This is a genomic window from Bacillus sp. FSL W8-0223 (assembly GCF_038006805.1).
GTDB classification, from domain to species: domain Bacteria; phylum Bacillota; class Bacilli; order Bacillales; family DSM-4216; genus Bacillus_O; species Bacillus_O smithii.
On the sequence record NZ_JBBOVX010000001.1, the window covers coordinates 2,394,840 to 2,421,659 of the forward strand.

General features: G+C 41.8%; 24 protein-coding genes. 3 read left to right on the forward strand and 21 right to left on the reverse strand.

Translation table 11 applies throughout. The features are described 5' to 3' along the window. Window positions 1-18 precede the first annotated feature (18 nt). Together NST81_RS11605 and NST81_RS11610 are read right to left on the reverse strand one after the other, a co-directional pair. Complete coding sequence (locus NST81_RS11605; protein ID WP_048623647.1) at window positions 19-489, reverse strand: chemotaxis protein CheW; 471 nt, start codon at window positions 487-489, stop codon at window positions 19-21. A 63-nt stretch (window positions 490-552) separates the two neighbouring features. Further along, window positions 553-1,677 carry a tripeptidase T gene (locus NST81_RS11610; RefSeq protein WP_341029933.1) on the reverse strand — a complete coding sequence of 375 codons (1,125 nt, stop codon included), beginning with the start codon at window positions 1,675-1,677 and terminating at the stop codon, window positions 553-555. Window positions 1,678-2,001: 324 nt separating this feature from the next. Between NST81_RS11610 and prli42 the strand changes: the two genes are divergently transcribed. Beyond that, window positions 2,002-2,097 carry a stressosome-associated protein Prli42 gene (prli42, locus tag NST81_RS11615; protein ID WP_003355267.1) on the forward strand — a complete coding sequence of 32 codons (96 nt, stop codon included), beginning with the start codon at window positions 2,002-2,004 and terminating at the stop codon, window positions 2,095-2,097. 54 nt (window positions 2,098-2,151) lie between these two features. Here prli42 and NST81_RS11620 read toward each other — a convergent pair whose 3' ends face one another. The 3 genes from NST81_RS11620 to NST81_RS11630 form a co-directional block, all read right to left on the reverse strand. Continuing rightward, a complete protein-coding gene (locus NST81_RS11620; RefSeq protein WP_371836614.1) occupies window positions 2,152-2,652 on the reverse strand; it encodes a L,D-transpeptidase in 501 nt (166 codons plus the stop codon). 129 nt (window positions 2,653-2,781) lie between these two features. Then, window positions 2,782-3,774, reverse strand: a complete 993-nt coding sequence (locus tag NST81_RS11625) for an aromatic acid exporter family protein (RefSeq protein WP_003355269.1) — start codon at window positions 3,772-3,774, stop codon at window positions 2,782-2,784. A gap of 289 nt (window positions 3,775-4,063) precedes the next feature. After that, entirely contained in the window at window positions 4,064-4,501 is a 438-nt protein-coding gene (locus tag NST81_RS11630) for a BrxA/BrxB family bacilliredoxin (protein WP_003355270.1), read from the reverse strand. Window positions 4,502-5,101: 600 nt separating this feature from the next. Here NST81_RS11630 and NST81_RS11635 point away from each other — a divergent pair. Continuing rightward, entirely contained in the window at window positions 5,102-5,962 is an 861-nt protein-coding gene (locus tag NST81_RS11635) for a DUF1002 domain-containing protein (RefSeq protein WP_048623650.1), read from the forward strand. A 157-nt stretch (window positions 5,963-6,119) separates the two neighbouring features. On the opposite strand, the gene NST81_RS11640 is transcribed toward NST81_RS11635, so the two are convergent. The 6 genes from NST81_RS11640 to NST81_RS11665 all read right to left on the reverse strand — a co-directional run bounded on the left by NST81_RS11640 (window position 6,120) and on the right by NST81_RS11665 (window position 14,644). Then, window positions 6,120-7,403 carry a dihydrolipoamide acetyltransferase family protein gene (locus tag NST81_RS11640; RefSeq protein ID WP_048623651.1) on the reverse strand — a complete coding sequence of 428 codons (1,284 nt, stop codon included), beginning with the start codon at window positions 7,401-7,403 and terminating at the stop codon, window positions 6,120-6,122. Window positions 7,404-7,536: 133 nt separating this feature from the next. Then, entirely contained in the window at window positions 7,537-8,520 is a 984-nt protein-coding gene (locus NST81_RS11645; RefSeq protein WP_003355273.1) for an alpha-ketoacid dehydrogenase subunit beta, read from the reverse strand. A 12-nt stretch (window positions 8,521-8,532) separates the two neighbouring features. Next, window positions 8,533-9,531, reverse strand: a complete 999-nt coding sequence (locus tag NST81_RS11650) for a thiamine pyrophosphate-dependent dehydrogenase E1 component subunit alpha (protein WP_003355275.1) — start codon at window positions 9,529-9,531, stop codon at window positions 8,533-8,535. A gap of 26 nt (window positions 9,532-9,557) precedes the next feature. Further along, the gene (lpdA, locus tag NST81_RS11655) at window positions 9,558-10,982 is read right to left on the reverse strand and encodes a dihydrolipoyl dehydrogenase (protein ID WP_048623652.1); all 1,425 of its coding nucleotides are present in this window, start codon (window positions 10,980-10,982) and stop codon (window positions 9,558-9,560) included. Between the two features lie 125 nt (window positions 10,983-11,107). Beyond that, on the reverse strand, window positions 11,108-12,205 hold the full coding sequence (gene bcd, locus NST81_RS11660; RefSeq protein WP_270583153.1) for a branched-chain amino acid dehydrogenase: 1,098 nt from the start codon (window positions 12,203-12,205) through the stop codon (window positions 11,108-11,110). Window positions 12,206-12,589: 384 nt separating this feature from the next. Further along, the gene (locus tag NST81_RS11665) at window positions 12,590-14,644 is read right to left on the reverse strand and encodes a sigma-54-dependent Fis family transcriptional regulator (RefSeq protein ID WP_048623654.1); all 2,055 of its coding nucleotides are present in this window, start codon (window positions 14,642-14,644) and stop codon (window positions 12,590-12,592) included. A gap of 121 nt (window positions 14,645-14,765) precedes the next feature. Here NST81_RS11665 and NST81_RS11670 point away from each other — a divergent pair, with 121 nt between their 5' ends. Continuing rightward, window positions 14,766-15,002 (forward strand): DUF2627 domain-containing protein, encoded by a 237-nt coding sequence (locus tag NST81_RS11670; RefSeq protein ID WP_003355280.1) that lies wholly within the window; start codon window positions 14,766-14,768, stop codon window positions 15,000-15,002. Between the two features lie 180 nt (window positions 15,003-15,182). Here the strand turns inward: NST81_RS11670 and NST81_RS11675 are convergent, their stop codons facing one another. The 10 genes from NST81_RS11675 to xseA form a co-directional block, all read right to left on the reverse strand. Next, window positions 15,183-15,923, reverse strand: a complete 741-nt coding sequence (locus tag NST81_RS11675) for a glycerophosphodiester phosphodiesterase (RefSeq protein ID WP_341029935.1) — start codon at window positions 15,921-15,923, stop codon at window positions 15,183-15,185. Window positions 15,924-16,100: 177 nt separating this feature from the next. Continuing rightward, complete coding sequence (spo0A, locus tag NST81_RS11680) at window positions 16,101-16,889, reverse strand: sporulation transcription factor Spo0A (protein WP_003355282.1); 789 nt, start codon at window positions 16,887-16,889, stop codon at window positions 16,101-16,103. Between the two features lie 178 nt (window positions 16,890-17,067). Then, on the reverse strand, window positions 17,068-18,357 hold the full coding sequence (gene spoIVB, locus NST81_RS11685) for a SpoIVB peptidase (RefSeq protein WP_048623655.1): 1,290 nt from the start codon (window positions 18,355-18,357) through the stop codon (window positions 17,068-17,070). A gap of 108 nt (window positions 18,358-18,465) precedes the next feature. After that, the gene (gene recN, locus NST81_RS11690; RefSeq protein ID WP_341029937.1) at window positions 18,466-20,157 is read right to left on the reverse strand and encodes a DNA repair protein RecN; all 1,692 of its coding nucleotides are present in this window, start codon (window positions 20,155-20,157) and stop codon (window positions 18,466-18,468) included. Between the two features lie 22 nt (window positions 20,158-20,179). After that, window positions 20,180-20,629: a transcriptional regulator AhrC/ArgR gene (ahrC, locus tag NST81_RS11695; protein ID WP_040341761.1), complete on the reverse strand. Its 450-nt coding sequence runs from the start codon at window positions 20,627-20,629 to the stop codon at window positions 20,180-20,182. A gap of 284 nt (window positions 20,630-20,913) precedes the next feature. After that, window positions 20,914-21,762, reverse strand: coding sequence for a TlyA family RNA methyltransferase (locus NST81_RS11700; protein WP_341029939.1), 849 nt, complete (start codon window positions 21,760-21,762; stop codon window positions 20,914-20,916). 2 nt (window positions 21,763-21,764) lie between these two features. After that, window positions 21,765-23,657, reverse strand: a complete 1,893-nt coding sequence (gene dxs / locus NST81_RS11705) for a 1-deoxy-D-xylulose-5-phosphate synthase (RefSeq protein ID WP_048624491.1) — start codon at window positions 23,655-23,657, stop codon at window positions 21,765-21,767. A gap of 584 nt (window positions 23,658-24,241) precedes the next feature. After that, window positions 24,242-25,129: a polyprenyl synthetase family protein gene (locus NST81_RS11710; RefSeq protein ID WP_048623657.1), complete on the reverse strand. Its 888-nt coding sequence runs from the start codon at window positions 25,127-25,129 to the stop codon at window positions 24,242-24,244. Window positions 25,130-25,135: 6 nt separating this feature from the next. Further along, window positions 25,136-25,366 carry an exodeoxyribonuclease VII small subunit gene (gene xseB, locus NST81_RS11715; protein WP_003355290.1) on the reverse strand — a complete coding sequence of 77 codons (231 nt, stop codon included), beginning with the start codon at window positions 25,364-25,366 and terminating at the stop codon, window positions 25,136-25,138. After that, on the reverse strand, window positions 25,356-26,711 hold the full coding sequence (xseA, locus tag NST81_RS11720; protein ID WP_340402312.1) for an exodeoxyribonuclease VII large subunit: 1,356 nt from the start codon (window positions 26,709-26,711) through the stop codon (window positions 25,356-25,358). The genes xseB and xseA overlap by 11 nt, the downstream gene beginning before the upstream one ends. Window positions 26,712-26,820: the final 109 nt, after the last annotated feature.

Genomic DNA, 26,820 nt, shown 5'->3' on the forward strand with positions numbered 1-26,820 from the left:
CAACAGGAAGTTCCACCGTCAGGCATTTTGCATCGTTTTCATATATTCTTGTATGTCTTGAATGCCTTCTAGCGATTCCACCAGAATTTTAGGATCAATGATGGTCACTAAGCGTTTCTCCATGTTTGCCACTGCTGAAAAATAACGGGTTCCCTCGTAAGCCATTAGGCCGATCTGTTTTTGGAGTTCAATCGGAATGTCAATGATTTCTTTTGCCTCTTTTACTAATATTCCGAAAAAGAATGATTCTACTTGAAGAACAATCAGACGGCTTTCAGACAAATTTTCGATAAATTGAGAATATAGAACTTGCTCAAAATCAATGACCGGAATCAATTCACCACGATTTTTGACAATTCCCCTTAAATAAGCAGGCAAATGAGGAATGGGATTAATATGATCCAATTTTTCAATCGAAACGACATATTGAATCGGAACGGCATATTCTTCCTTGCCTGATTGAAAAACAACCATTTTTGTTTCTTCCATTTCTTGTGCCCCCTTTTGAAAACGGTCGAAAAGAGAGCTGGAGAGCTCTCTTTTCAAAAGAAATTACGATGGATTTGCTACTTCTTCCACAATAGCCACTGTCATTTCTGCCAATTTCACTAGTTCTTCAATAGGCATTTTCTCATTCACTGTATGAATCTCCTCATATCCTACAGCTAAATTGACAGTAGGAATCCCTAATCCGGCAATCACGTTCGCGTCGCTTCCGCCGCCGCTTTGCAGCAATTCAGAAGGTCGGCCCACTTTCGCCGCTGCTTTTTTCGCAATTTCCACCACTTTATCTCCTTCGCCAAATTTAAAACCAGGGTACATAACCTGCACATCAATTTCTGCCCGTCCTCCCATTTCTTGGGCAGCACTTTCAAAAGCTTCTTTCATTTTGGCTACTTGTTGTTCCATTTTTTCAGGAACTAACGATCTTGCTTCCGCCAAAATATCGACACGGTCACATACGATATTCGTTGCTTGCCCGCCTTCAAATCGGCCGATATTGGCAGTGGTTTCTTCGTCGATTCGTCCTAACGGCATTCTTGCGATAGCTTTTGAGGCGATCGTGATGGCGGAAACCCCTTTCTCAGGAGCCACACCTGCATGGGCCGTTTTTCCAAGAATCACCGCTTTGATTTTTGCTTGTGTTGGAGCTGCCACGACAATATTTCCCACTTTCCCATCGCTGTCGAGAGCATACCCATATTTCGCTTTAATAAGCGATGGATCAAGCTCTTTGGCTCCCACTAAGCCGGATTCTTCCCCCACTGTTATGATAAATTGAATCGTCCCATGAGAAATGTTCTGTTCTTTAATCATTCTGATTGCTTCAAACATGGCCGCCAATCCGGCTTTATCATCAGCACCTAAAATCGTCGTTCTGTCCGTGACGACGTAACCGTCTTTAATGGAAGGTTTCACCCCTTTTCCGGGAACGACGGTATCCATATGTGAAGTAAAATAAATAGGATCCACGCCTTCTTTATTTCCCGGTAAAGTACAAATCAAGTTTCCGGCGCCATGCCCTGTTTTTTCTTTCGCATTATCTTCATAGACATCCAAGCCTAATTCTGTAAATTTTTGTTTTAAAACTTTAGAAATCTCGCTTTCGTTTTTGGTTTCCGAGTCAATTTGTACAAGTTCCAAAAATTCATTGACTAATCTTTCTTTATTCACCATAGCAAAAATTACCTCCAATTTATGTACTCACCATTCAGTATACTCCTTTGAAAAAAAGTCTACAAACGAAAGGTAGATTCTGATCATATGGCTTTATTTTTCGAAAAATATCAACTTTCTATAAATTTTTAGGATATGGCGGTATAAAAAGTCAATGGCAAAAGGGGCGACAACGTTCAAGTATTTTTTCATTCCAATATTCGATATGATTTTTAAAAACTCCTCTTTTTTCAAAAAATCTTACCCATCCCTCTATAGGATCATGTTGATGACAACTGGAAAAATCGATAATATAAAGACAGCGGAATTGAAGGAGAGGAGATCATGAGAAATAAGAAATTCCAAAAAGTCGTTGTCTATATCATGTTATTGGCAATGATTGCCACAACGGTCCTCGCCGGGCTTACAATGTTTTTGTAAAAACGAAAAAAGCAATCAGCTGGAAAGCCGATTGCTTTTCATTTGGTTATTTTCCTAATGAATGGCACCGTACTGCCTGGCTATCTGGTCTAACGATTGTGTGGATGTGACCACCTTGATTTTCGTTCCAATGGGAACATTTTCATACAATCTTTCAATCGCCTGATTGTTCATACGAATGCAGCCGTTGGAAATATAGTGCCCGATGGAAGATGGATTATTAGTTCCGTGGACACCATAGATTCGACCGCCGGTATTTTTGGCATTAAATCCGATCCACCTCGTTCCAAGCGGGTTATTTGGATGCCCGCCGGGAATATTTTTCTTCCGATAGAAAGGATTTTTCGCTTTGACCGTTACAGTGAACAGCCCTTCCGGTGTCAGTTCATTCGTTTTTCCAGTGGCCACTTTTTCCCTCATTTGCAACTTGCCATGGTTATAAAAGGCTAATTCATTTGTTTTTTTATTGATGACAATAAGAGGAGAGCCTTGTGCAAAGGTCGAATTCGGAAACAAAAAAGCGAATATGAATAGAATTAACCAAAGTTTTTTCAACTTGATCACCACTTTTCTTTCCAACTTCACCGACCGTTAGATGCTTGAATGGAAAAACAGTCGGAAAACGGAAAATCAAATGTTGCTAAAACACCCCAGCGCAATCTTTGCTTGCCGGGATGGGTTTATTTAAGAGTATGTTGCGGATTTTTGGCTGTTTTTATTCGCCTTTCGTTTTAAACCCTTAAACGAACTTTTGATGATCAAGTATTGTTCCATTTCTCGGACAAATTGAAAAAGAGCCGCTCTTGTTTCGAATTCCTCCCTTGTTTTAGGCAACTCCATTCTTTCAAATTCCACCTTCATATCGTATAGTTTTTTCAAATAAAAATGAGCTGTATTTCCAGGATGAATATTGTCTTTTAACTCTTCCAAAAAATCGGCAACCATGTGGGATTGTTTTGTTTGGTAGGAGACAAACGTTAAAATCGGCAACAATCGTTCGAGTATTTCAAATTGTTTTTCACGAATGACAAAATAGTGATAAAATAAGTTTTCTTCTCTTGTTGGATGATTTTCTGCATCTTTTAAAGCGAGTGATTTTGCTTCTTTCAACAGACGCGCCGTTTCCGTTATTTCTTTTCCATCCCAATCATTTTTATGACTGCGTAAATACGAAATCACTTCCTCAAAAATCCTCCGGAAGTTCTTTTCAATTTCTTCCTGGTAGCGATACAACGTTTCATCTGCACTGGGCATATAAAGGTTCATCAATAAAGCAATGCCGATGCCGACAACAATGAGGCACAGCTCATTCAACAACAAAGAAAGGGTGACATGACCGGCTGAATAAATGTGAAGAATAATGACACTGCTTGTAACAATGCCTTCTGTTACTTTTAGCTTTACGGTTGTTGGAATAAAAAACAATAGCATGAGACCAATCACAACTGGATGAAAAGCAATTCCTTCAAAGAAACAAGCAGAAAAAATCATCGCCAGCACACAAGCGAAAAAACGCGTCCATGCTGCCTCAAATGATTTCACTTTCGTATTTTTGATACATAATATTGTAATGATCCCGGCAGAGACAAAATTATGCAAGTGAAGCCATTGCGAAATCATGATCGCCAATGTTGTACCTACCGCTGTTTTGATCGTTCGATAACCGATTCGAAACATATCCATAACCTCAAATCCATTATTTTCTCCTCTAGTATGCTCAACCCTTTCTTTGTTTTCAAGCAAGATCACACTTTGGACCGGATAATCAATAAAAAAGCTGGATCACAAGGAGCCTCAAAAGCCTTTTCAAATGCAGAATAAAAAAATTTCCCATTTGAAAGGGCTGACCTTGTTGAGCCAGCATGAAAGTGGATCTATCGGACATGGATTTTTCTGTTCCATCCTTGGCACGTTTTTCGTTTAAACGTTGTGATCGCAGAACGAAATCGCTGCCATCTTACACTTCTTACACTTCGTCGCAATATTGATCAAAAGCCGCTTGCAATTTTTGAACAACATCCATAGGCTCATGTCCTTCAATCTCATGTCGTTCAACCATGGCAACCAGTTTCCCGTCTTTTAAAAGTGCAAAAGATGGAGAAGAAGGTGGATAGCCAGTAAAATAACTGCGAGCTTTCGCTGTCGCTTCTTTATCCTGTCCGGCAAAAACTGTAACAAGCTGATCCGGACGTTTATCGTAGTGGATCGCATAAGCGGCAGCAGGACGTGCAATTCCCCCGGCACAGCCGCAAACCGAATTCACCATCACAAGAGTCGTGCCTTTTTTCTGCAACGCTTCATCCACTTCTTCCGGAGTTCTAAGTTCTCTATAACCAGCGTCGACAATTTCTTTACGAGACTGATTCACGACATCATTCATAAAAATGTTAAAATTCATGCTCATGGAACGTTCCTCCTTTCCGTATCATGTACCTATCATAAAGGAATTTACCTTTATTTTCAAATTTTTTATGATATGATAAAAGGTTTATCCATCAAAAATTAGGGTAAAATCATGGTACAACGAGATCCATACCCTAAACTCCCTATCATCGGGCGTCGATCTACGGCGCTCCTTTTTTAGCCGGCAAAGTTTTTCCTGATCTTCATTGGGCCAATGTGTAAGTCTTTGGCACCTTCTTTCCGAAAAAAGACGATCGTTTTTCCATTCATGAATATACGGCATACAAATACCTGCTTATTTCATTATAGGAATCATTTCCTGCAAAGGACGAAAGTAGCGACTTGGAAGATGGATTGCAGAAAAAGTTGTAGAACCATTTGTATTTCGATTAAAATAAAGAATTAGAAAAGTCCTTTTCCCTCGCTGATCCGAATAAATGCGAAAGCTGAGAGAAAGAACGATGCCGGCGGAATCCCGGGTTTGATCAAATCTGTCAAAATCAACCTTCCGCCATGAACATTCAGCGACTGCTTTAGTTTAGCGTAGCTGAAGTCTCATTGTATTCCAAAACGAAAGGTAAATTGTACAGGAGAGGATTTTATGAAAAAATTATTTTTGTTGCTTGCCATCTTTACATTGGGTTTCACCATGTCTGTGCAGGCTGACAGCATTACGGGCGAAACAACCGTAACTCTCGGAGCGGATTTAACCCCTCAGCAAAAAGAACAAGTTTTAAATGAAATGGGCGTATCCGGTGATGTCAATACGATCACGGTTACGAACGCCGAAGAACATAAATATTTGGGGAACTATATTCCCAATTCGCAAATTGGCACGAAAGCCATTTCTTCCAGCAAAATTACCACTAAAGAAAGTGGATATGGCCTGAAAGTGCAAACCAATCATATTACGTGGGTATCGAAAGAAATGTATATGAACGCGTTGACAACGGCCGGTGTGAAAGATGCCGATATTTATATCACAGCACCTTTTGACGTATCCGGAACGGCTGCGCTTACCGGAATCATTAAAGCTTATGAATCCACAACAGGCAAACAAATTCCGGAAGCACAAAAGCAAGTGGCCAACCAAGAAATGGTGACAACCGCCAAACTAGCCGATGATATCGGGAAAAACGATGCCACACAATTAATCGAAAAAATCAAAGAAGAAATCGCTAAACAACATCCTCAAACAAAAGAAGATATTCAAGTGATCGTCAATAACGTTGCCAATGAATTAAATATTTCCTTGACACCGGATCAAAAGGATCAGCTTGTCTCTTTGTTTGACAAAATGAAAAACTTAAACATCAACTGGAATGCAGTCAATTCTCAAATTGAAAAAGCAAAAGAGAAATGGAATGAATTTAAAAATTCGGACGAAGGAAAAAGCTTCCTCCAATCGATCATCGACTTTTTGCAATCGATCGTTAACTCCATTGCAAGCCTTTTTAAATAATCTCTAAAAAGGCCGACCCATTATGAAAGGGCTGATTCCTCCTTATCGTGGATAGGAGGAATCAGCCCTGTTTTTTTTGAGTCTGGCCTTTTACTTGATAGAAATCATTTTTTGATTAAAATTTCGAAAGATAAAGGTATTTGATTCGAGATAATGATCAATGAATCTGTGTATTCTCTTTCGAAATATTTTCGAGAATTTGTTTCACCCTTTGCAAAAAACGCCCGGCAATAAGCCCATCCAGTATTCGATGATCGATAGAGAGGCAAAGATTGACCATATCGCGAACCGCAATCATTCCGTTATCCATTACCATGAGTCTCTTGACGATCGATTCCACCTGCAAAATGGCGGCTTGCGGATAATTGATAATTCCCATGGATTGCACGGAACCAAAGGAACCTGTGTTATTAACGGTAAACGTGCCCCCTTCCACATCTTCTTGCTTTAAGCTGCCGTTACGGGCCTTCACGGCCAATTCATGAATCTCCCTTGCGATGCCCTTGATCGTTTTTTCATCTGCATGCTTTATGACAGGTACATACAGCGCATCATCCGTCGCTACAGCGATCGAAATGTTAATATCTTTTTTCTGAATGATTTTATCCCCTGCCCATATCGAATTCATTTGCGGATATTCTTTCAAGGCTTGAGCTGTTGCTTTTACAAAAAAGGCAAAATACGTTAAATTAAAACCTTCCCTCTCTTTAAATTCTTCTTTGATGGAATCGCGGTACTGAACAAGATTGGTAACGTCGACTTCCATCATGGTCCAAGCATGAGGGATTTCTTGTTTGCTTCGAACCATATGTTGGGCAATGGCTTTGCGTACTCCTGTCACCGGTATTTCCAAATCACCGTGAGCTCCGGACAAATGCAAGTGCTTTTTCATGTCGTTCTTTTCAGGATCATTCAATGGTCGTTCTTCCACAGCATCCGAATGAACAGTTGCAGGTGCTTCCCCAGAAGTTTTCGAATGATGATGTGATTCAATCCATTTCCATACATCTTTTCTGGTAATACGCCCCCCTTTTCCGGTGCCTTGAACTTTTGACAAATCAATCCCATACTCTTGTGAAAGCTTTAATACAGCCGGAGAGAAACGGGTCTTTGCCTCCGAAACCACCGCCTTCTGTTTCATTGTCATTCCGGCTGCCGGCACTTCTTGCTCTGTTGTTTCTTTCTGTGTCGAACCTTCTTCTTCTGTCTCAATGACACAGATCACTTTCCCCACTTCGAGCGTTTCACCTTCATCGGCAGCAAGTTCAACGACTGTGCCGGTAAAAGAAGAAGGGACTTCAGCGTTTACTTTATCGGTTAAAACTTCCGCAATCGGATCGTATTTTTTGACATGATCACCCGGTTTTACTAGCCACCGGCTAATGGTTCCTTCCGTCACACTTTCGCCTAGCTGCGGCATCGTCATTTTTTCCCGTGCCATCGTAACCACTCCTTGTATCTTCATTGCTCCTTAAACCATACGACTCACTCAAAATAGATGTGTAATAGACTCCAAAAAGATAAGATTTGCATTATGTCGGCACTTCCGAAAAAGGGTTCTAAAGAAAGTGCGGTTAAAACTCAGCTAAATCTCTTATGGCGTTTTCCACTTTTTCAGGAGTTACCATAAAGAATTTTTCCATGGTAGGGGCATAAGGCATTGCCGGAATATCAGGTCCTGCGAGCCGCTTAATAGGAGCGTCAAGATCAAATAAACAATGCTCTGCGATGATGGCCGATACTTCACTCATGATGCTTCCTTCTTTCGTATCTTCTGTAACAAGCAGCACTTTTCCTGTTTTTTTGGCTGCTTCTATAATCGCTTCTTTATCAAGAGGATAAACAGTTCGTAAATCCAATATATACGTTTCGATTCCATCCTTCGCGAGTCTTTCTGCGGCTTGAAGAGCGAAATGAACACATAAACCGTACGTTATAACGGTCACATCATCTCCTTCTCGTTTTACATCCGCTTTTCCGATTGGAAGCACATAATCCTCTTCAGGCACTTCTCCTTTGATCAGCCGATAGGCCCGCTTATGTTCAAAAAATAAAACGGGATCATCGTCGCGAACAGCCGCTTTCAACAGACCTTTCACATCATAAGGAGTGGAAGGCATCACAATTTTTAAACCCGGCTGGTTGGCAAAAACGGCTTCCATCGATTGAGAATGGTAAAGAGCGCCATGAACTCCTCCACCGTATGGAGCTCTTATCACAAGCGGACAATTCCAATCATTGTTCGAGCGATAGCGAATCTTAGCCGCTTCCGAAATAATTTGGTTGACAGCGGGCAAAATAAAATCAGCAAATTGCATTTCGGCAATGGGCCGCATCCCATAAAGGGCCGCTCCAATTCCTACACCGGCTATCGCCGATTCAGCCAACGGGGTATCGATTACTCGTTCTCCCCCAAATTGTTCAAATAATCCTTGGGTCGCTTTGAATACTCCGCCCTTTTTGCCGACATCTTCTCCAAGCACGAATACACGAGGATCTCGTTCCATCTCCTCGCGTATCGCCATGGTCACAGCCTCAATATAGGAAATGACAGGCATGTTGAATCCCCCTTACAATGATTCCTTATAGACATATTTCAGTGCGTCTTCCGGCAAAGCATATGGTGCTTGCTCCGCATACTCCGTTGCTTCATTCACGATCTCCATTACTTCGTTATGGATTTCCTTTTCAAGCTGGTCATCCATGACACCTGCTTCTTTTAAATAAGCGCCAAAAACGATAATCGGATCTTTTGTTTTCGCTTCCGCCACCTCATCCGGGGAACGATAGCTGCGGTCATCGTCATCTGAAGAATGCGGCGTCAACCGATAGGTCAATGCTTCAATTAAGGTCGGACCTTCTCCTTTGCGGGCACGGTCCGCAGCTTCTTTTACCACCTTGTAAACTTCGAGCGGATCCATGCCGTTCACCGTATAGCCCGGCATTCCATAACCGACGGCGCGATCGGACACTCTTTCGCAGGCAAGCTGTTTTTCTAGCGGAACAGAAATCGCATATTGATTATTTTCGCACATAAAAATAACTGGAAGCTTATGAACGCCCGCAAAATTAGCCGCTTCATGAAAGTCACCTTGATTGGATGAACCTTCTCCGAACGTTGCTAACGCTACTAAATCTTTTTTCTCCATTTTTCCCGCCAGTGCAATGCCGACTGCATGAGGCACTTGCGTGGTGACTGGAGAGGATCCGGTGACAATGTGCAGCTTCTTTTGGCTGAAATGCCCCGGCATTTGTCGGCCCCCTGAATTTGGATCTTCCGCTTTCGCAAAACCCGAAAGCATTAAATCTTTCGCCGTCATTCCAAAGGACAGTACAATCCCTACACCTCTGTAATAAGGGAGTACATAATCTTTTTTTGCATCAAGCGCAAAGGCTGCTCCCACTTGGGCTGCTTCATGTCCTTGGCAAGAAACGACAAACGGAATCTTTCCTGAACGATTCAGAAGCCACATACGTTCATCTATCTTACGAGCCATAAGCATCGTTTTATACATCTCTAAAACTCTATCGTCGCTGAGGCCCAATTCCTTATGTCGGTTTTGAACCATTTGAAACCCTCCATTCCTTCTCTTCATCACAGATGTATCGCCTTTCCATCAACGGAAAAGGCCGCCTCTCCCAACGCTTCACTCAAAGTCGGATGCGGATGAATGGCATGAGCCACTTCCCAAGAAGCAGCATCTAAAAAGCGCGCCAATCCGGCTTCGGATATCATATCGGTCACATGCGGTCCAATCATATGAACTCCTAATACGTCATCCGTGTCCCGATCGACAATCAACTTGACAAATCCATCGGACTGTCCGTAAACAAGCGCTTTTCCAACAGCTCGGAACGGAAATTTTCCAATTTTCAAATTCAGTCCTTTTTCCTTTGCTTCTTGTTCCGTCCAGCCAACACTGGCGATTTCAGGGGATGAATAAATGCATTTCGGAACAAGCGAATAGTCAAGCGGTTCAGGATTCAAGCCTGCAATATGCTCGACTGCAATCATTCCTTCACGGGAAGCCACGTGAGCCAATTGCAATCCTCCAATGACGTCCCCAATCGCATAAATATGGCGTTCTTTTGTTTGAAAATAATCGTTGACTTGAATGACCCCCTGATTCACTTGAATATCGGTGTTTTCCAAACCGATATCTTCAATATTCGCTTGACGACCAACGCAAACCAGAATTTTTTCAGCTGAATACGCCAGTCGTTCCCCGTTTACTTCTACTTGGACCGTAGCCGTTGTCTTTTCTTTTTGAACCGTATCCGTGAGAATTTTGGCATTTGTTACAATTCGGATTCCTTTTTTCTTCAGCCTTATTTCCAATTCTCTTGAAATATCGTGATCTTCAGATGGAAGAAGACGGTTGGCATATTCGATGATCGTGACATCCGATCCAAAGTCCTTTAGCATCGAGGCCCATTCTATCCCGATCGCCCCTCCACCAACAATCAAAACGGAGGACGGAACATTGGATAACTCCAATGCTTCGTTGGAAGACAAAATAAAGTCCCCATCGATTTCCAAACCATTCAACGTCTTTGGCCGTGAACCAGTAGCGATGATGACATGTTTAGGAATCAAAATCTCGTTTTCATTCCCATCGTTCATTTCAACGGAAATCGTCCCGGCAACCGGAGCAAAAATGGAAGGGCCTAAAATCCGTCCGACCCCATGATACAGATCAATTTTTCCTTTTTTCATTAACTGTTGAACGCCACGATGCAGCTGATCCACAATCCGTTGCTTTCGTATTTGTACTTTTTGAAAATCGAGTTTAATTTCTTTGGCAAGTATTCCGTATTCTTCACCGTTTTTTGTTTGTGCAAAAACTTCCGCGCTTCTCAAAAGGGATTTGCTTGGAATACATCCTTTGTGAAGGCAAGTGCCTCCAAGTTTTTCTTTTTCGACAACCGCGGTCTTCAATCCAAGTTGGGAAGCCCGTATGGCTGCTACGTATCCACCCGTCCCTCCTCCTAAAATCACGATGTCATATTCTTTTGCCATCAGGAAATCCTCCTTATCAAAACCAAATTGGCCGCTGATTCACGTTCTATAGAAAGGATCGATTTTTTCCGTTATGAATTATGGTTGTTACAAATTCTGCCCATATGGCTGCCTTTTTAAATCTCTTAGCGACGGCGATTGAGTATATGTTTGCTGTTGGTTAAAAATTGGCTCCGAGAATGGCGGATTTTTTCAATTCTTTCTTCTGCCATACGGTCGGCCGCTATATAAGTCGGAATCCCGTCTCTTTTAGAAATTTCGAATACCTTTTCAATGTTTTGATAAATTTGTTCTACTTTTTTTAATGCGCGTTCGCGGTTGTAGCCGTAAAGTTCATCGGCAACATTGATTACTCCACCGGCATTAATCACATAATCCGGAGCATAAACAATGCCCATTTCATATAACATATCCCCGTGTTTCGCCTCTTTTAGTTGATTATTGGCAGAACCAGCGATGACTTTCGCTTTCAATTGCGGAATGGTTTCATCGTTCAGAATGGCACCAAGGGCGCAAGGTGAAAAGATGTCCGCTTCTACAGAATAGATGTCATTTGGATCAACCGCTTCCGCCCCAAACTCTTGAACAATGCGTTGAACCGGTTCTTTATGAATATCCGTTACAATCAAACGCGCCCGTTCTTCATGAAGATATTTGCATAAATGATAAGCGACATTTCCTGCCCCTTGCACCGCTATGGTTAATCCCTCTAATGAGTCTGATCCAAATGCTTCTTTTGCCGCTGCCTTCATTCCGACATAACAGCCGTACGCTGTAACGGGAGAGGGGTTTCCTGAAGACCCGAAAGCAGGTGAAATGCCGGTGACAAAATCGGTCTCTTCGTGAATGATATCCATATCCGCTACCGTTGTGCCGACATCTTCCGCGGTAATGTAACGCCCGTTTAAACCTTGAATAAATCGTCCGAGCGCACGAAACATTTCTTCATTTTTATCTTTATGAGGATCGCCAATAATGACGGTTTTTCCTCCGCCCAAATTCAATCCTGCTGCTGCATTTTTATATGTCATGCCTCTTGCCAATCGAAGGGCGTCTTCGATTGCCGCTTCTTCCGATTCATAAGTCCACATTCTCGTTCCGCCTAGGGCAGGTCCCAACGTTGTGTCATGTATGGCAATAATAGCTTTTAGCCCTGAATTTTGATCTTGGCAAAACAATAGCTGCTCATAATCGTATTTTTCCATATAGCGAAATATTTCCATTCTCTATTCCTCCCTCATGATGCTGAATCCATTATAAGCTAAAGGACAAAAACATACTACTTGTCGTCTTTGTCGTCCCAACATGGGAATGCAGGATTTCCTGACTATCATTCCATTGCTCATATGCGCATAAACAGTAGTAATCGAGAAAAAGATCCGACAAAGGATATCGTCCGAATCTCCGAAATCGTAGCATTGCTCATGGTTGATTCCATTTTTTACTGTCTGAATGAGCGCAAAAAAGACGATTCCTGCTCTATTTTCTACCTTTCCTCATTCATTGTCATGCAAAATGGATGCCAATAAGAAAAAAATCGTTTTTCCAGTCGTCCTTACCCCTTGATTTTGCCGTTTCTTGCAAAAGTGTCATCATTTGCATGCAAATTATTGCAGTTTGTACTTTGCAATTTTGTAATACAAATTACGAATGGAAATTCCTAACCTTTTCGCAGCTTCGGTTTTGTTTCCTCCCGTCTGCATAAGCGTTTCTTGAATAATGTTTTTTTCATATTCATCCATCAAAGAAGATAGGGTTGTCCCTTTTTTTAAGCCATGAATCGGGGATTCAAGAGGATATTCTTTTGGCTGGGATTGCAAAAAGAATAAATGATCGACATCCATCATCGTCTCATGATAATTCATAAAAATCACAGCTCTTCCCAATACGTTTTCTAGTTCTCTTACATTCCCTGGCCAGTCATAATCCATTAACTTTTTCATTGCTTCCGAAGAAATTCTTTCCACATTTCGTCCGTAATCTTGGTTGATTTTTGCCAGCAAGTATCGGCAAAGCAATGGAATATCCGTCTTTCTTCGGCGTAAAGGAGGGATTTGAATAGGCATTCGATTTAACCGATAATATAAATCTTCCCTGAATGTTCCTTCCGCGATGCCTTTTTCTAAAGAAACGTTTGTTGCGGCAATCACCCGAACATTAATGGGAATAGGTTTTGTGCCGCCTACACGAACAATTTCCTGTTCTTGAAGAACTCTCAATAATTTGGCTTGTGTATTCGGGCTTAATTCTCCAACTTCATCCAGGAAAATGCTGCCGTTATTTGCTTCTTCAAATAGTCCAATCTTGCCCCCTCTTTTCGCACCGGAAAAAGCTCCTTCTTCGTAGCCAAATAATTCACTTTCCAACAACGTTTCCGATATCGCAGCGCAATTCACGCGGACAAACTTATTGTAGCGGCGATCACTGGCATTATGTATGGCGTGGGCAAACAATTCTTTTCCTGTGCCCGACTCCCCTCTTAATAGTACGGTAGCAGGGGTATTCGCACCTAGCTTGGCCTGTTCAATCGCGAATTTGATTTCTTCTGATTCACCCACAATGTCTTCAAACGTATATTTCGCTTCCAACGTACGAATAATTTGTCTAGCCCGATTTAATTCTTGAGTCAACGCCTGTATTTCTGAAACATCATGGATCACACCGACGCTTCCTTTCAGGGTGCCATTGACAATAATAGGCGCTACATTCACCACTACTTCTTTCCGTTTCGGACCAACCTTCATTTTCACTCCTCGAACCGGTTTTCGTTTCTTCAATACCTCCATATGGACGCTTTCCCCTTCGGATATGTCCGCATTGGCCGGTTTTCCGATCACCTGTTCTTCCGTTAAACCCGTGATTCTTGTGTAGGCAGGATTGATTAAAATGCCTCTTCCTTTTTCATCCACTACGGAAATGGCATCGTCGCTTGAATGGATAATCGCTTCGAGCATGGTTTGAAATTCTTTTAAATTGGTGATCTCTTCGGCGAGGTTCATTACTTCCGTAATATCCCGAAAGACAGCGAACGCTCCCATCATATTTTGATTTTCGTCCATCATCGGTATTCGCGTCGTAATAATTTTCAAGCCGTTCGCCAATATTTGTTCTCGATTGACTTCCGCTTTTTTTGTCCTTAATATACGAGGAAGCCGGCTTGTGGGAATGATTTGCCGTACGGGAGTTCCTATCGCTTGTTCTTTTTTGATTCCGATGATTCGTTCCGCGCTTTTATTGTAGAGAATAATTTTTTCGCGAAGATCAATTCCAACCATTCCTTCATCTGTGGAATCAAAAATGACATTATGCTTATTTTGTTCATTTTTCAGCTGGAGAATGAGCGATTCTTTTTCTTGCAACAGACGGGCCATCATATGAGCGATATTGCCGGGAATCAAGACCGTTTGCTTTCCGCACACTTCTTTCATCTCTTGAAGTACCTTTTCATCCCCTGTCACTTCGACAGCCATTCCGATTTCATCCGTTAAAAGCGGCTTCCAATCAGATTCTGTCCGTATCCCCATCTTTCTGGCCCATTTCATACCCGGAGCATTCTCATGGATATCGACAATGGCCGCTATTTGAAACAGCGATGTTTCCCGAAGAAATTTTAAGATCGTCATTCCGCCTCTTCCTGCACCGACAATTAACACCTTTTGCAATGTCGCTTCACCACGCTTTGAGAGGTTTTTTCATCTTTTACATTTTAATGGAAAATATCCGCTTGACAATTTCGAAAAGTTGGATACTATTTGGTCATACGGACAAAAAGGGGAGAAAGTCATGGCTCGTATTTTTGCGCTATTAATATTGGTCATTCCCGCGCTTCTTGCGGGTCTGGGAATAAAGTGGATGAGAGATACGGTATTCGGTATTCTACACCCGCCCTTTCTTTCATTATGGCTGCAATTTCTTATCGGCTTTTTACTGTTTGGAGCCGGGCTTTCGTTTGTAGGGGGTTTTGTTTTTTACCGCGACCGTAAAAGAAACAAAGTACAAAAACGATTCCAAAAAAGATAAAAAGAATGGATTCATGAATGACCATCTTGCTCTTCGTGTTCGCAAAATGGATTTTGCTTGAAAAGATTGTCCACAAACAAGATTAGCGGCTTCAAGGGAATGTTTCCCTCGAAGCCGTTTCATTTAACTGATCTAATCCATTTCCATTGAGTATATAAAATATCCACATTGTCGTTCTTTTTATGATGACGATTGGCCATCACTTTGCCGCAGCCGGAGTGCTTTCTTCGGTTCGTCCGTGATAATGGCGTCACACCCCATCGCAAAAAGGCGTTTCATGTCTTTCTCACGGTTAACGGTATAAGGACGTACTTTAATTCCATTTTGACGGGACATTTGAACGATTTCTTCCGTTAATGTCTGATAATGGGGATGAATGGCTCTTGCATGTAATCCTTTCGCATAGACCCACGGTAAATATATCCCGTAGGAATACAAAAGGGCCGTTTCCACATCGGGCGCCAGCCGATAACAATGAACGATCGAGTAATGATTAAAAGAAGAAAGAATCACTCGTTTTTCAAATCCATAGCGGCGGATGAATGCAATGACTTTTTCCTCTAAATGGAATTGCTGAAATTCGTGGCTTTTTATTTCTACATTGCAAATCAAATGATTTCCGGCCAACCAGTCAAACACTTCTTTTAACGTTGGAATTCGCACTTTTTCGTTCTGTTTTTTAAAAATATAGTGTGCGTTCAATTGCTGCAGCTCGCTCAACGTGTAATCTTTTACATACCCTTTTCCATTGGTGGTACGATCCACCTTTTCATCATGAATAACCACTACTTCGCCGTCTTTTGTCAATTGCACATCTAATTCGATTCCATCAGCACCGCATTTTTCCGCTTCTTGAAAAGCCGACATCGTATTTTCCGGCTCAATGCTGGAAAACCCTCTATGGGCAAATATGAGAGTCACGACCCACTCATCCCCTTAATCCATTTTTCCTTTGGAACAAAAAAGAACATTCTTTCAGAGGCTTACCATTTGACCAAAAAAGAATGTTCATACATAAAAATGAAAGAAGTCTTTAACGCTGAGTAAAAATGGATCAGACATTGCAACGATCGTTAAAATGATCGTCCAAACGGATATTTAAGAAGCTTTATGCTCCAATCTCAGCTTATCGGCTACCATCGCGATAAACTCACTGTTCGTAGGTTTTGCTTTCGACATGCTCACCGTATAACCAAATAAAGAAGAAATGGATTCTATATTTCCACGGCTCCAAGCAACTTCGATGGCATGACGGATCGCCCGCTCCACTCGGCTTGCGGTCGTATTGTATTTCTTAGCGATATCCGGATACAGGATTTTGGTAATGGATCCCAGCAGTTCAATGTCGTTGTACACCATTGCGATGGCTTCGCGCAAATATAAATAGCCTTTAATATGAGCCGGCACACCAATTTCATGAATAATGCTCGTAATGCTTGCATCTAAATTTTTCGGCTTTTGCTCGGAGGCCATTCGGGAAAAATGAGTGGATTTTTTTAGAATCGATGGTGCTGATCCGCTTACTTGACGAATATGGCTGATCAAATTTTCCATATCAAAAGGCTTTAAAATAAAATAAGAAGCTCCTAATTCAACAGCTTTTTTCGTCACATCTTCCTGTCCAAAAGCTGTTAGCATAATGACATTCGGCGTTTTCTCCAAAGGATTCTCTCTGATACTTTCCAGTACAGCCAATCCATCAAAATGAGGCATGATAATATCCAATATTAACACATCGGGAGCCGTTCTTGGGAGCATTTCCAAGCAATCATGTCCATTGTAAGCAACCCCCGCTACTTCCATATCTTCTTGAGAAGAAATAGCGTCTACCAACAAATTCACCAATTCGCGATTATCGTCAACAACAGCCACTTTTATTTTTTTCACTACAGGTTTCCTCCTCAATCCTGATTTCTCTCTTTTATATTTCTCATTATATTCATTCTCTGAATTATTTTTTCGACAAATCCAAAAAAAATCCTTTAAGTTTTCAAATTTTTAATGAAGATTTTAGCAGTTTTCGTTTTTGAAAAGAAAAAACCAGGTGGATTGCTCCATCTGGTTTTTAACTTGCTGCTTTTTTATTTTTATTTCCGTAAATATCGATCCCCGCTTCATGCAACATCCATTCAATGTGAACGCCATAGCCGGAAGTTGGATCGTTGACAAAAACATGGGTTACGGCACCCACAATTTTTCCATCTTGTATAATGGGGCTCCCGCTCATCCCTTGAACAATTCCACCTGTTTTATCGAGTAGTCTCGGGTCGGTTATTTTGATCACCATTCCTTTGGTAGCGGGATATTTTTGCGGAATCGTGCTGACAATTTCAATATCATAAGATTCCACTTTTTCACCATTTAAAACCGTCAATATTTTAGCCGGTCCTTCTTTTACTTGATAAGATAAAGCCACTGGCATCGGCTTGTTTAATACTCCATTCGAGATATTTTGATTTAATTTGCCGAAAATGCCAAACGAGCTGTTTTTGCGAATATCGCCGATCGTTTGGCGATCTTCTGAAAACTGGGCTAACTTTTCTCCAGGATCGCCATGACGTCCTTTTTCAATAGAAGTCACGGTCGATCGTACAATATTGCCATCATGAACAAGGATCGGTTTTTTTGTATCCATATCGGAAATGACATGACCCAAAGCGCCATATTTTTTTGTTTTTGGATCATAAAAGGTCATCGTACCGATTCCTGCTGCTGAATCTCGGATATAAAGCCCCAGTTTGTAGGTATTTTCGTTTTTGTCTTTTAGTGGAAGAAGTTTTGTTTTGATTTTTTGGTTATCTCTTATCACTATGACTTCCAGCGGCTTTTTTTCAATGCCGGCATGCTTTATTAATCGAGAAATATCGTTTAATTTTTCTACGGGGTGACCATTGATTTCCGTTATAATGTCACCGACTCGAATACCGGCTTCCTCACCAGGTGATTTTTTCCCAGATGCAGAATCTACCAAGTGATGACCTACGACGAGGACGCCTAGCGAATTTAATTTTACCCCTATCGATTGGCCGCCGGGTATGATTTTAATGTTTTTGACTACTCGTATATCCACTTTTTTCATTGGAAATCCTGCATATTCCAGCAATACTTCTTCTTTTCCTATATCCTTTCCTTTTATAGAAAACGCACTTTTTCGATTATGAACATCAACATGGTCCTTTGAAGAAGCAAATGCACTCACTGCTTGAGATTTGCCGAAAGAAATTTGTTCTCCTTCTGGCAAAGATATCGATTTTGGTATGGACATGTATTTTTCAACAGGCTGACACACCAAAGCCATGATCAAAGAAACAAGGAGAATTCCACCAATTATTTTCCTTAGACGATCCAAACTCATCTTTTCACTCTCCTCGCTTCTTATTAGGCTACACTTTTAATTTGACCTTTCCGGAATGGATTTATAACTGTGTAAACAGCAAAAAGCTATCCAATTTAGGATAGCTTTTCAAACTTGTTTAATGGATTTGGCCAAGTCAAGCAGTTCCTTTGCATGCTGCTTCGTCAAAGTGGTCATTTCTACTCCCGAAATCATCCGGCCGATCTCTTTTACTTTTTCTTCATATTCCAACGGTTTGACAGACGTTCTAGTCCGTCCTTTGTCGGTCTCTTTGGAAATATATAAATGAGTGTCCGCCATGGCCGCGACCTGCGGCAGATGAGAAATGCACAGAACTTGGGATTGAACAGATACTTGATAAATTTTTTCGCCGATCGCCTGTGCGACGCGGCCGCTAACCCCTGTATCCACTTCATCAAATATGATGGAAGTAACCCCTTGGTGGCTGGAGAAAATCGTTTTCAACGCCAGCATAATCCGCGACAATTCTCCTCCAGAAGCCACTTTTGCTAAAGGTTTCAAGGGTTCGCCCGGATTGGTAGAAATATAAAATTCCACTTGATCGATCCCGTCTTTATGGAATGTGTCTTCTTCCACAGGTAGGAATCGAATTTCAAATACAGTCTTGTCCATATAAAGCTGTTTTAATTCGTGGTGAATCGCTTCAGTCAGTGTTTCTGCCCATTTTTTGCGCAAATTGCTCAAATTTTTCGCTTCCAATAACAGATCTTGTTTGATGGACGCTAATTTTTTTTCCAAATCCTCGAGCCTGGTTTCTTTATGGGTTAAAGTTTCGATCTCTTCTTCTATTTTGGCCCCGTACTCCAAAATCTCTTCAATGCTTTGTCCGTATTTTCTTTTCAGAAGATTGATTTCATTCAATCGGGCTTCAATTTCATTTAATCTGTTAGGATCAAATTCGATCGTATCCATTTCTCCGCTGATTTGCCTTGCAGCGTCTTCCAGCATATAATAAGCGTTTGACACATTTTTATAAACGGGTTCGTATTCACTATCCAGTTCAGCAGCTGTCTCTAAATAGCTCATGACAAGGCCGACCCAATCGAGTCCTTTTCCTTCCCCTTGCAGGCCATCGTAGCTTGTCGTAATGGCTTCATATAACTTTTCATAATTGGAAAGTTTTCGTTTTTCATTCAGCAGCTTTTCATCTTCATTCAGCTGCAAGTCAGCGCTTTGAATTTCATTCAGTTGGAATTGAATGAGATCGAGTCGATGAGCCATCTCTTGTTCATTCTCGCTTAATTGGCTAATTCTTTGTTTCGTTTTTACGTATTGCTCATACAGCTCTTGATAGCTCATCTTGGCTTTCTCCAATTCTTTGCCTGCAAATTCGTCCAGCAATTGCAAATGGAGAGCGGGATTTAACAGTTCTTGATGCTCATGCTGACCATGAATATCGACGAGGGAGGCGCCAATCTCCCTCAAAATGGATATCGTGACCAGCTTCCCATTAATTCGGCAGACACTTTTTCCAGAAGTCGAAATCTCCCGGCGAAGGACAATCATTCCATCTTCAATGTCGATTCCCAATTCCTCTGCTTTTTGATAACAAGGATGATCGGGATTATCCAGCAAAAACAACCCTTCAATTTCTGCCTTTTTTTCTCCGTGCCGGACAAATTCAGCAGAACCTCTTCCGCCTATCAACAGCGAAATGGCATCAATAATAATCGATTTACCGGCCCCTGTTTCACCGGTTAAAACCGTCAATCCTTTATCGAGGGAGAGGGAAAGTTCATCGATAATGGCAAAATTGTGGATGGATAATTCTTGCAGCAATTACATCCCTCCAAACCTGTTATTACAGCATTTCCAGAAATCGTTTTTTCAGCAACTCTGTATGTTCCGGTTCTCTGCAAATAATTAAGCAAGTGTCGTCGCCGCAGATGGTTCCCAAAATTTCTTCCCAATCTAAATTATCAAGCAGAGCTCCTACAGCATGAGCATTGCCAGGGAGCGTTTTCAACACCACAAAATGCCCTGCGGAATCAATGCTGACAAAAGCGTCAAGCAAAGCTCTTTTCAATTTTTGCAACGGATTAAAACGCTGATCAGCCGGAAGACTGTATTTGTATCTGCCATCCGGCAATGGCACTTTGACAAGGTGCAATTCTTTTATATCTCTGGAAACAGTCGCCTGCGTAACATTAAATCCTGCTTTTCGCAAATATTCAACAAGCTCGTCTTGAGTCTCAATATCATGATGTGCAATAAATTCGCGAATTTTAATATGGCGTTGTCCTTTATTCATGTATAACACCCCATAAACTTTGTATAAACATGCTTGTTTATACATTTATCATATATTAAATGAACGAGGAAGTATAGTCATAGTTCTTCGCCCGGGCATCCGGGTCTGCCGCGTTCTTTTCTAAAGGCCGATGCCGAGAATCTGTATTGTAGTATCTCCTGTTGTGTAAAACAAATATGCGAAAACAAAAAGAAAAACGGCCTACCATTAAAGAGCCGCCATTACACTGAAAAGGAGACCCGGCCGCCTCCCGGAAGCAAGGCAATTCCGTCCGTCTCCTGTTTTTAAGATGGATCTTTCGATTTTTTGAACTGCTCGTGAGCTTCTTTTACGATCGATTCAATCGAAAAAGGATATTTTTGATCCTCTTGCTCGATCGATCGGCTCTCTCCCGGCCAAAAAAGATGGAGCAAAAATTCAATATTTCCGTCTCCTCCTGTAATGGGAGAGTACGATAAATTTTTGACTATATATCCTTCTTTGGCAGCAAAATCGATTGTTTGTTCGATTACTTCTTGATGAACGCGAGGATCACGAACGATTCCTTTTTTTCCTACTTGTTCCCTTCCCGCTTCAAACTGCGGTTTAATTAAGGCAATGCAATCACTGGAAGGCACCAGCACTTTTTTCAACACCGGATAAATCAATCGCAATGAGATAAATGAAACATCAATGGTAGCAAAATTAGGCAAGCCTTTTGTAAAATTTTCCGGCTGTACATAGCGAAAATTAGTACGTTCCATGACCACTACGCGTTCATCTTTTCTCAATTTCCATGCTAATTGATTATATCCGACGTCCAATGCATACGACATTTTTGCTCCGTTTTGAAGAGCACAATCCGTAAATCCTCCGGTAGAAGCTCCGATATCCAATAAAATTTTTCCTTTTATATCCACATCAAATTCTTTTAACGCTTTTTCTAGCTTTAAACCTCCACGGCTAACATATGGCAACGGATTTCCCTTTATTTCTAAAGGAATGTCCTCCGGAACCTTGTCTCCCGGTTTTTCAAGCCTAGTCTCGTTGGAGAAAACGGTTCCCGCCATGATTGCTCTTTTTGCTTTTTCTCTTGTCTCTATTAATCCTCTTTCCACAAGTAGCACATCTAGTCGCTGTTTTTTTACTTTCATAATCAAGCCCTTTTCTTTTTTTCTGGAATGATGGAATGAAGAATCTTCACTGCATGTTCAAAAGTAAGATCCATTTCTTCCAGCAACTTGTTGACACTGCCATGTTCAATAAAACGGTCCGGTATTCCCATGCGTTCAATGACGGTATGGTGGAAACCACGGTCGTGGGCAAATTCCATCACCGCGCTTCCAAATCCCCCTTGAAGAACCGCTTCTTCGATCGTGAGAATAGGGATGTTTTCCTTTAAAATCGAGAGCAGCATCTCTTCATCAAGCGGCTTAATAAAGCGGGCATTGACCACTTTGACAGACTGCCCCTGCTTCTCCAATTCTTTCGCTGCCTCCAATGCCATAGGAATGGTCGTGCCAAAAGTAAGAATAGCCGCATCTTTGCCCTCTTTCAACACTTCCCATGTTCCAATCGGAATGGCTGTAAATTCCTCGTCCATTGGTACGCCTAGCCCGTTTCCGCGGGGGAATCTCATCGCAATGGGGCCATCATCATATTGCAACGCGGTATACACCATGTTTTGGCCTTCATTTTCGTCCTTTGGCATCATTAAAACAAGATTAGGCAAGCTCCTTAAAAAGGCAATATCAAAGACGCCTTGATGCGTTTCCCCGTCTGCGCCCACAAGTCCGGCGCGGTCAATACCAATGAACACATTCAAATTAGGACGGCATATATCATGAACTACCTGGTCATATGCTCTTTGCAAAAAGGTGGAATATATAGCTAAATAAGGTTTCATGCCTTGTGTAGCCAAACCGGCGGCCATCGTGGCTGCATGCTGCTCTGCAATTCCAACATCAAACATCCGATCCGGAAATTCTTCGGCAAACCCAAGCAATTTCGATCCGACCGGCATTGCCGGAGTAATCGCCACAATTCGTTTGTCCGTTCTGGCCAATTTTCGGACGGTTTCACTGACCACTGCACTCCAAGCCGGAGGAGCATCTACCGGTTTGATGATATCCCCTGTTTCAATCTTATATGGTCCGGTTCCATGCCATGTTCCTTTTCTGTCCGACTCGGCAGGCTGGTACCCTTTCCCTTTTTTCGTAATGACGTGAAGAAGCACAGGTCCCTTTGTTTTTTTGGCATACTGAATATTTTCAATCAATTCATGAAAATCGTGGCCGTTAATCGGACCAAAATATTTGAATCCGAGTTCTTCAAAAAAAACGCCATTGACAACCAAATATTTCAAGCTGTCTTTTAACCTCTCAGCCGTTTGGGCAATCTTTCCGCCTACAGCCGGGATTTTTTTCAATAATTGTTCTAATTCGTCCTTCACTCGATTATATTTCCCCGCTGTTCGCAATCTGCCCAACATACTGTGAAGAGCGCCTACATTTGGAGCGATCGACATTTCATTGTCATTTAAGACGACGATCATGTCTTTTTTTTCGTGACCAATATGATTCAGCGCCTCTAATGCCATTCCTCCTGTTAACGCTCCGTCTCCAATAACGGGTACAATATAAGACGATTCATTTTTTAAATCTCTGGCAATGGCCATTCCCATCGCTGCAGATAACGAAGTGGAGCTATGGCCCGTTTCCCAAACATCATGTTCACTTTCAGAATGCTTTGGAAAACCAGAGAGGCCTTTATATTGGCGAAGCGTATCAAATTGATCGGCGCGTCCCGTCAAAATTTTATGGACATAAGACTGGTGGCCGACGTCCCATAGAATTTTGTCCTGTGGACTTTGAAAACAACGATGGAGCGCAATGGTTAACTCCACTACCCCGAGATTGGGTCCGATATGCCCGCCTGTTTTAGAAAGTTTTTCGATCAGGAATTGACGTATATCAGCACTTAATGCTTCTAATTCTTGTATGCTTAAATTTCGTAAAAAAGAAGGGTCTTTTATTGATAATAGATCCAAGAGGATCACTCGCTTTCATTCTGTTCAGATTTCAATGATTCTGCTTAAACAGGCATTAAGACCGCTTCCTAAACATTGGAAGAAGCCATTTGTTTAGGAGCACTTGCCTCAAAAACTCAAAGCAATAAATCTCAATACATCGAACGGAAAGCACAAGAACGTTGGGCAAAAACGCTCACACCTTTATGACAGCAGCTCTTTTCTTCGACCGCTTAAACGTCCGCATCATCCCGATATTCAAATCGGGCTTTTCAGCTGCCGTCTTTTCCTAAAGCTTCCGTCCACTAAGCCTTATCCGCTTTTTTGCGTATGAGAAACTTCATTTTTCGGCAGTGCCTCTATTGATTGATATGACTGGAACCTGAGCGAATAAACAGCATCTCGATGACGCCAATGTCACTTTGTATTTGATCATATCACAAAACGAATGACCCCACAAACCATTTTGAGAGATAGTGTAACCCTTTATCCAGAGACTCGAATCTCCATTGAAAAACAATGTAGACTAACCGTATATACCCGATTGGTTCGACTCATCATCAGAGAAGGATGCAAACACTCCCGATGATGGAAATTTCACGTCATTAGCTGTCCCTGGTGGCAATCATTAGGGCAATATCTTTTAAAAGAGCTGTCTCAACGTTTAAACGGTTCAACTCTTCTATTGCTTGATGGACATGTTCTTTTAATTTTTCTCTCGCCCCGCTAACGGTTAATAAAGCCGGATACGTATTTTTGTGGTTCGCTATATCACTTCCGACTCTTTTTCCGAGTTTTTCCTCTGAGCCGACTATGTCCAATATATCATCTTGAATTTGAAACGCAATTCCGATGTGGTAGGCATATCTTTCGAAAACAGCCAATTCTGCTTCCGTTGCCCCGCCGATCAAAGCCCCGGCTCTTACGCTAAAGGCAATCAATCGCCCGGTTTTATTTCTATGAACGGCTTCTAGTTCCTCTAAAGTAAGAGCTTTTTTTTCACCTTCCATATCTGCGACTTGCCCTGCTACCATTCCTTCCGGTCCCGCCGCTTTAGCCAATTGCTCTATGATAGCCACTTTTTCTTTTTCATACAAGTCAGGTGATTGAGCGATAATTTGAAAAGCGTACGTCAATAGCGCATCTCCTGCCAAAATAGCGTTTGCCTCTCCGTAAACTTTATGGTTCGTCGGTTTTCCGCGGCGCAAATCGTCATCATCCATACTTGGCAAGTCATCATGGATTAAAGAATAAGTATGAATCATTTCGAGAGCGGCTGCTGCATCCATTCCCCTTTCAGGGTCTTTCCCAAAACTGTTAATAGCAGCAAATAAAAGAACCGGACGTATTCTTTTTCCGCCCGCCTGTAAAGAATAATCCATTGCTTCTTTTAAAACGGGAGGAGAGTCCAAAGAGGAAATATAAAATCTTAATTTCTGTTCTATTTTTTGTTTGTATTCTTTCATAAAATCGGCCAACGTAGATTGGGACAATGTCTTCTACTCCTCCTCTTGAATGCGAAATTCTCTTTCGCCTTCTTCAGTCATGAGCTTTGCTACCTGTTCTTCCGCATCTTGCAATTTATCATGGCAAAGCTTAGAAAGTTCCATACCTTTTTTATAGATTGAAATCGCTTCTTCCAACGGAACATTTCCTTCTTCCAGCTTTCTCACAATGTCCTCCAATTGTTCCATCGCTTGTTCAAATGATAGTTCCTGCTCAATTGCCATTATGATCCCTCCTTACTTCCGTTACTCGGCAATCCAATTGACCGTCTGAAAGACGGATTTGAATATTGTCTCCTCGATCCACTTGTTCGGTGCTTTTGATGACCGTTTGATCTTCCGAAAACACAACGCCATAACCTCTTTCCATAATTTTCATAGGATTGAGGGCGCTAAAAACCGATAAAGTATTTCCCAGCTTTTTCTTATGCTCATTCAAATAGCGAACCATTTGTTTGTGAAGCTCAAGCTGCTGATGTTCTACATTTTCTGAAGCTAGTTGAATTCGTTTTCCCGGATGATGTTTGAATAGTTGTTTGCTCAAATAAGAATAATAATCTTGCAAACGATGAAACTGAAATCTCTGTTCCCTTATTAATTTTTCCGTCAGCCTGTCCACTTTCTCCATTTTCTGAACGTATATCGATGCCGGATTGCGCAAAACATAAGAATCCTTCAGCGCTTCATAACGTTTTCGTTCTCTATTTACCTTTTCGGAAACGGCCCGAATCAAGCGCATTTTTTTCGTCAACACTTTCTCCAATACGTCCTCTATTTGCGGTACGGCCAATTCAGCGGCTCCCGTTGGCGTCGGCGCTCTCATATCGGCAACGAAATCCGCGATGGTGAAATCCGTTTCATGTCCGACGGCGGATATAACCGGGATGCGGGAATGGTGAATGGCTCTGGCCACCACTTCTTCATTGAATGCCCATAGCTCTTCGATCGATCCACCGCCGCGCCCAACGATCAGGACATCAATCTCTTCATTGCGATTCGCTTCAGCAATGGCTTTCGCCACAGAACTAGCGGCATTTTCTCCTTGAACAAGCGCCGGATAAACATATACTTTAGTGATGGGAAATCGTCTTTTAATAGTCGTTATAATATCACGAATGGCGGCTCCCGTCGGAGAAGTAACGACTCCAACAGCCGCAGGAAATGACGGGATTTTTTTCTTTATTTCCGGACGAAAGAGGCCTTCTTTTTCCAATTTTTCTTTCAATTGTTCAAAGGCCAGAAACAATTCGCCAATCCCGTCCGGCTGCATTTCCTTGACATAAATTTGATACTGGCCGCTCGCTTCATATACCGTGATTTCCCCTTTAACTAACACTTGCATGCCATTTTCAGGTTGAAATTTTAATCGTCTATTCATCGTGGAAAACATCACGGCCAAAATTCTCGCCTGGTCGTCCTTTAACGTAAAATACATATGTCCGCTCGTATGCTGTTTGAAATTGGAAATTTCACCTTTTACCATGACGTTTCGAAGGTACGGATCCGCATCGAATTTTCTTTTGAGATATTTCGTTAATGCCTTCACCGTTAAATACGCTGGCTGATTCATAAAAAATCACCTTTTCGTCTTTTTCCCGGCTACGGCTGCCGGAATGTCATAAGAAAAGCTGCATTCCACGCCAATCGCTGGAAGGCAGCCTTCTTTTTTATTATTGTAC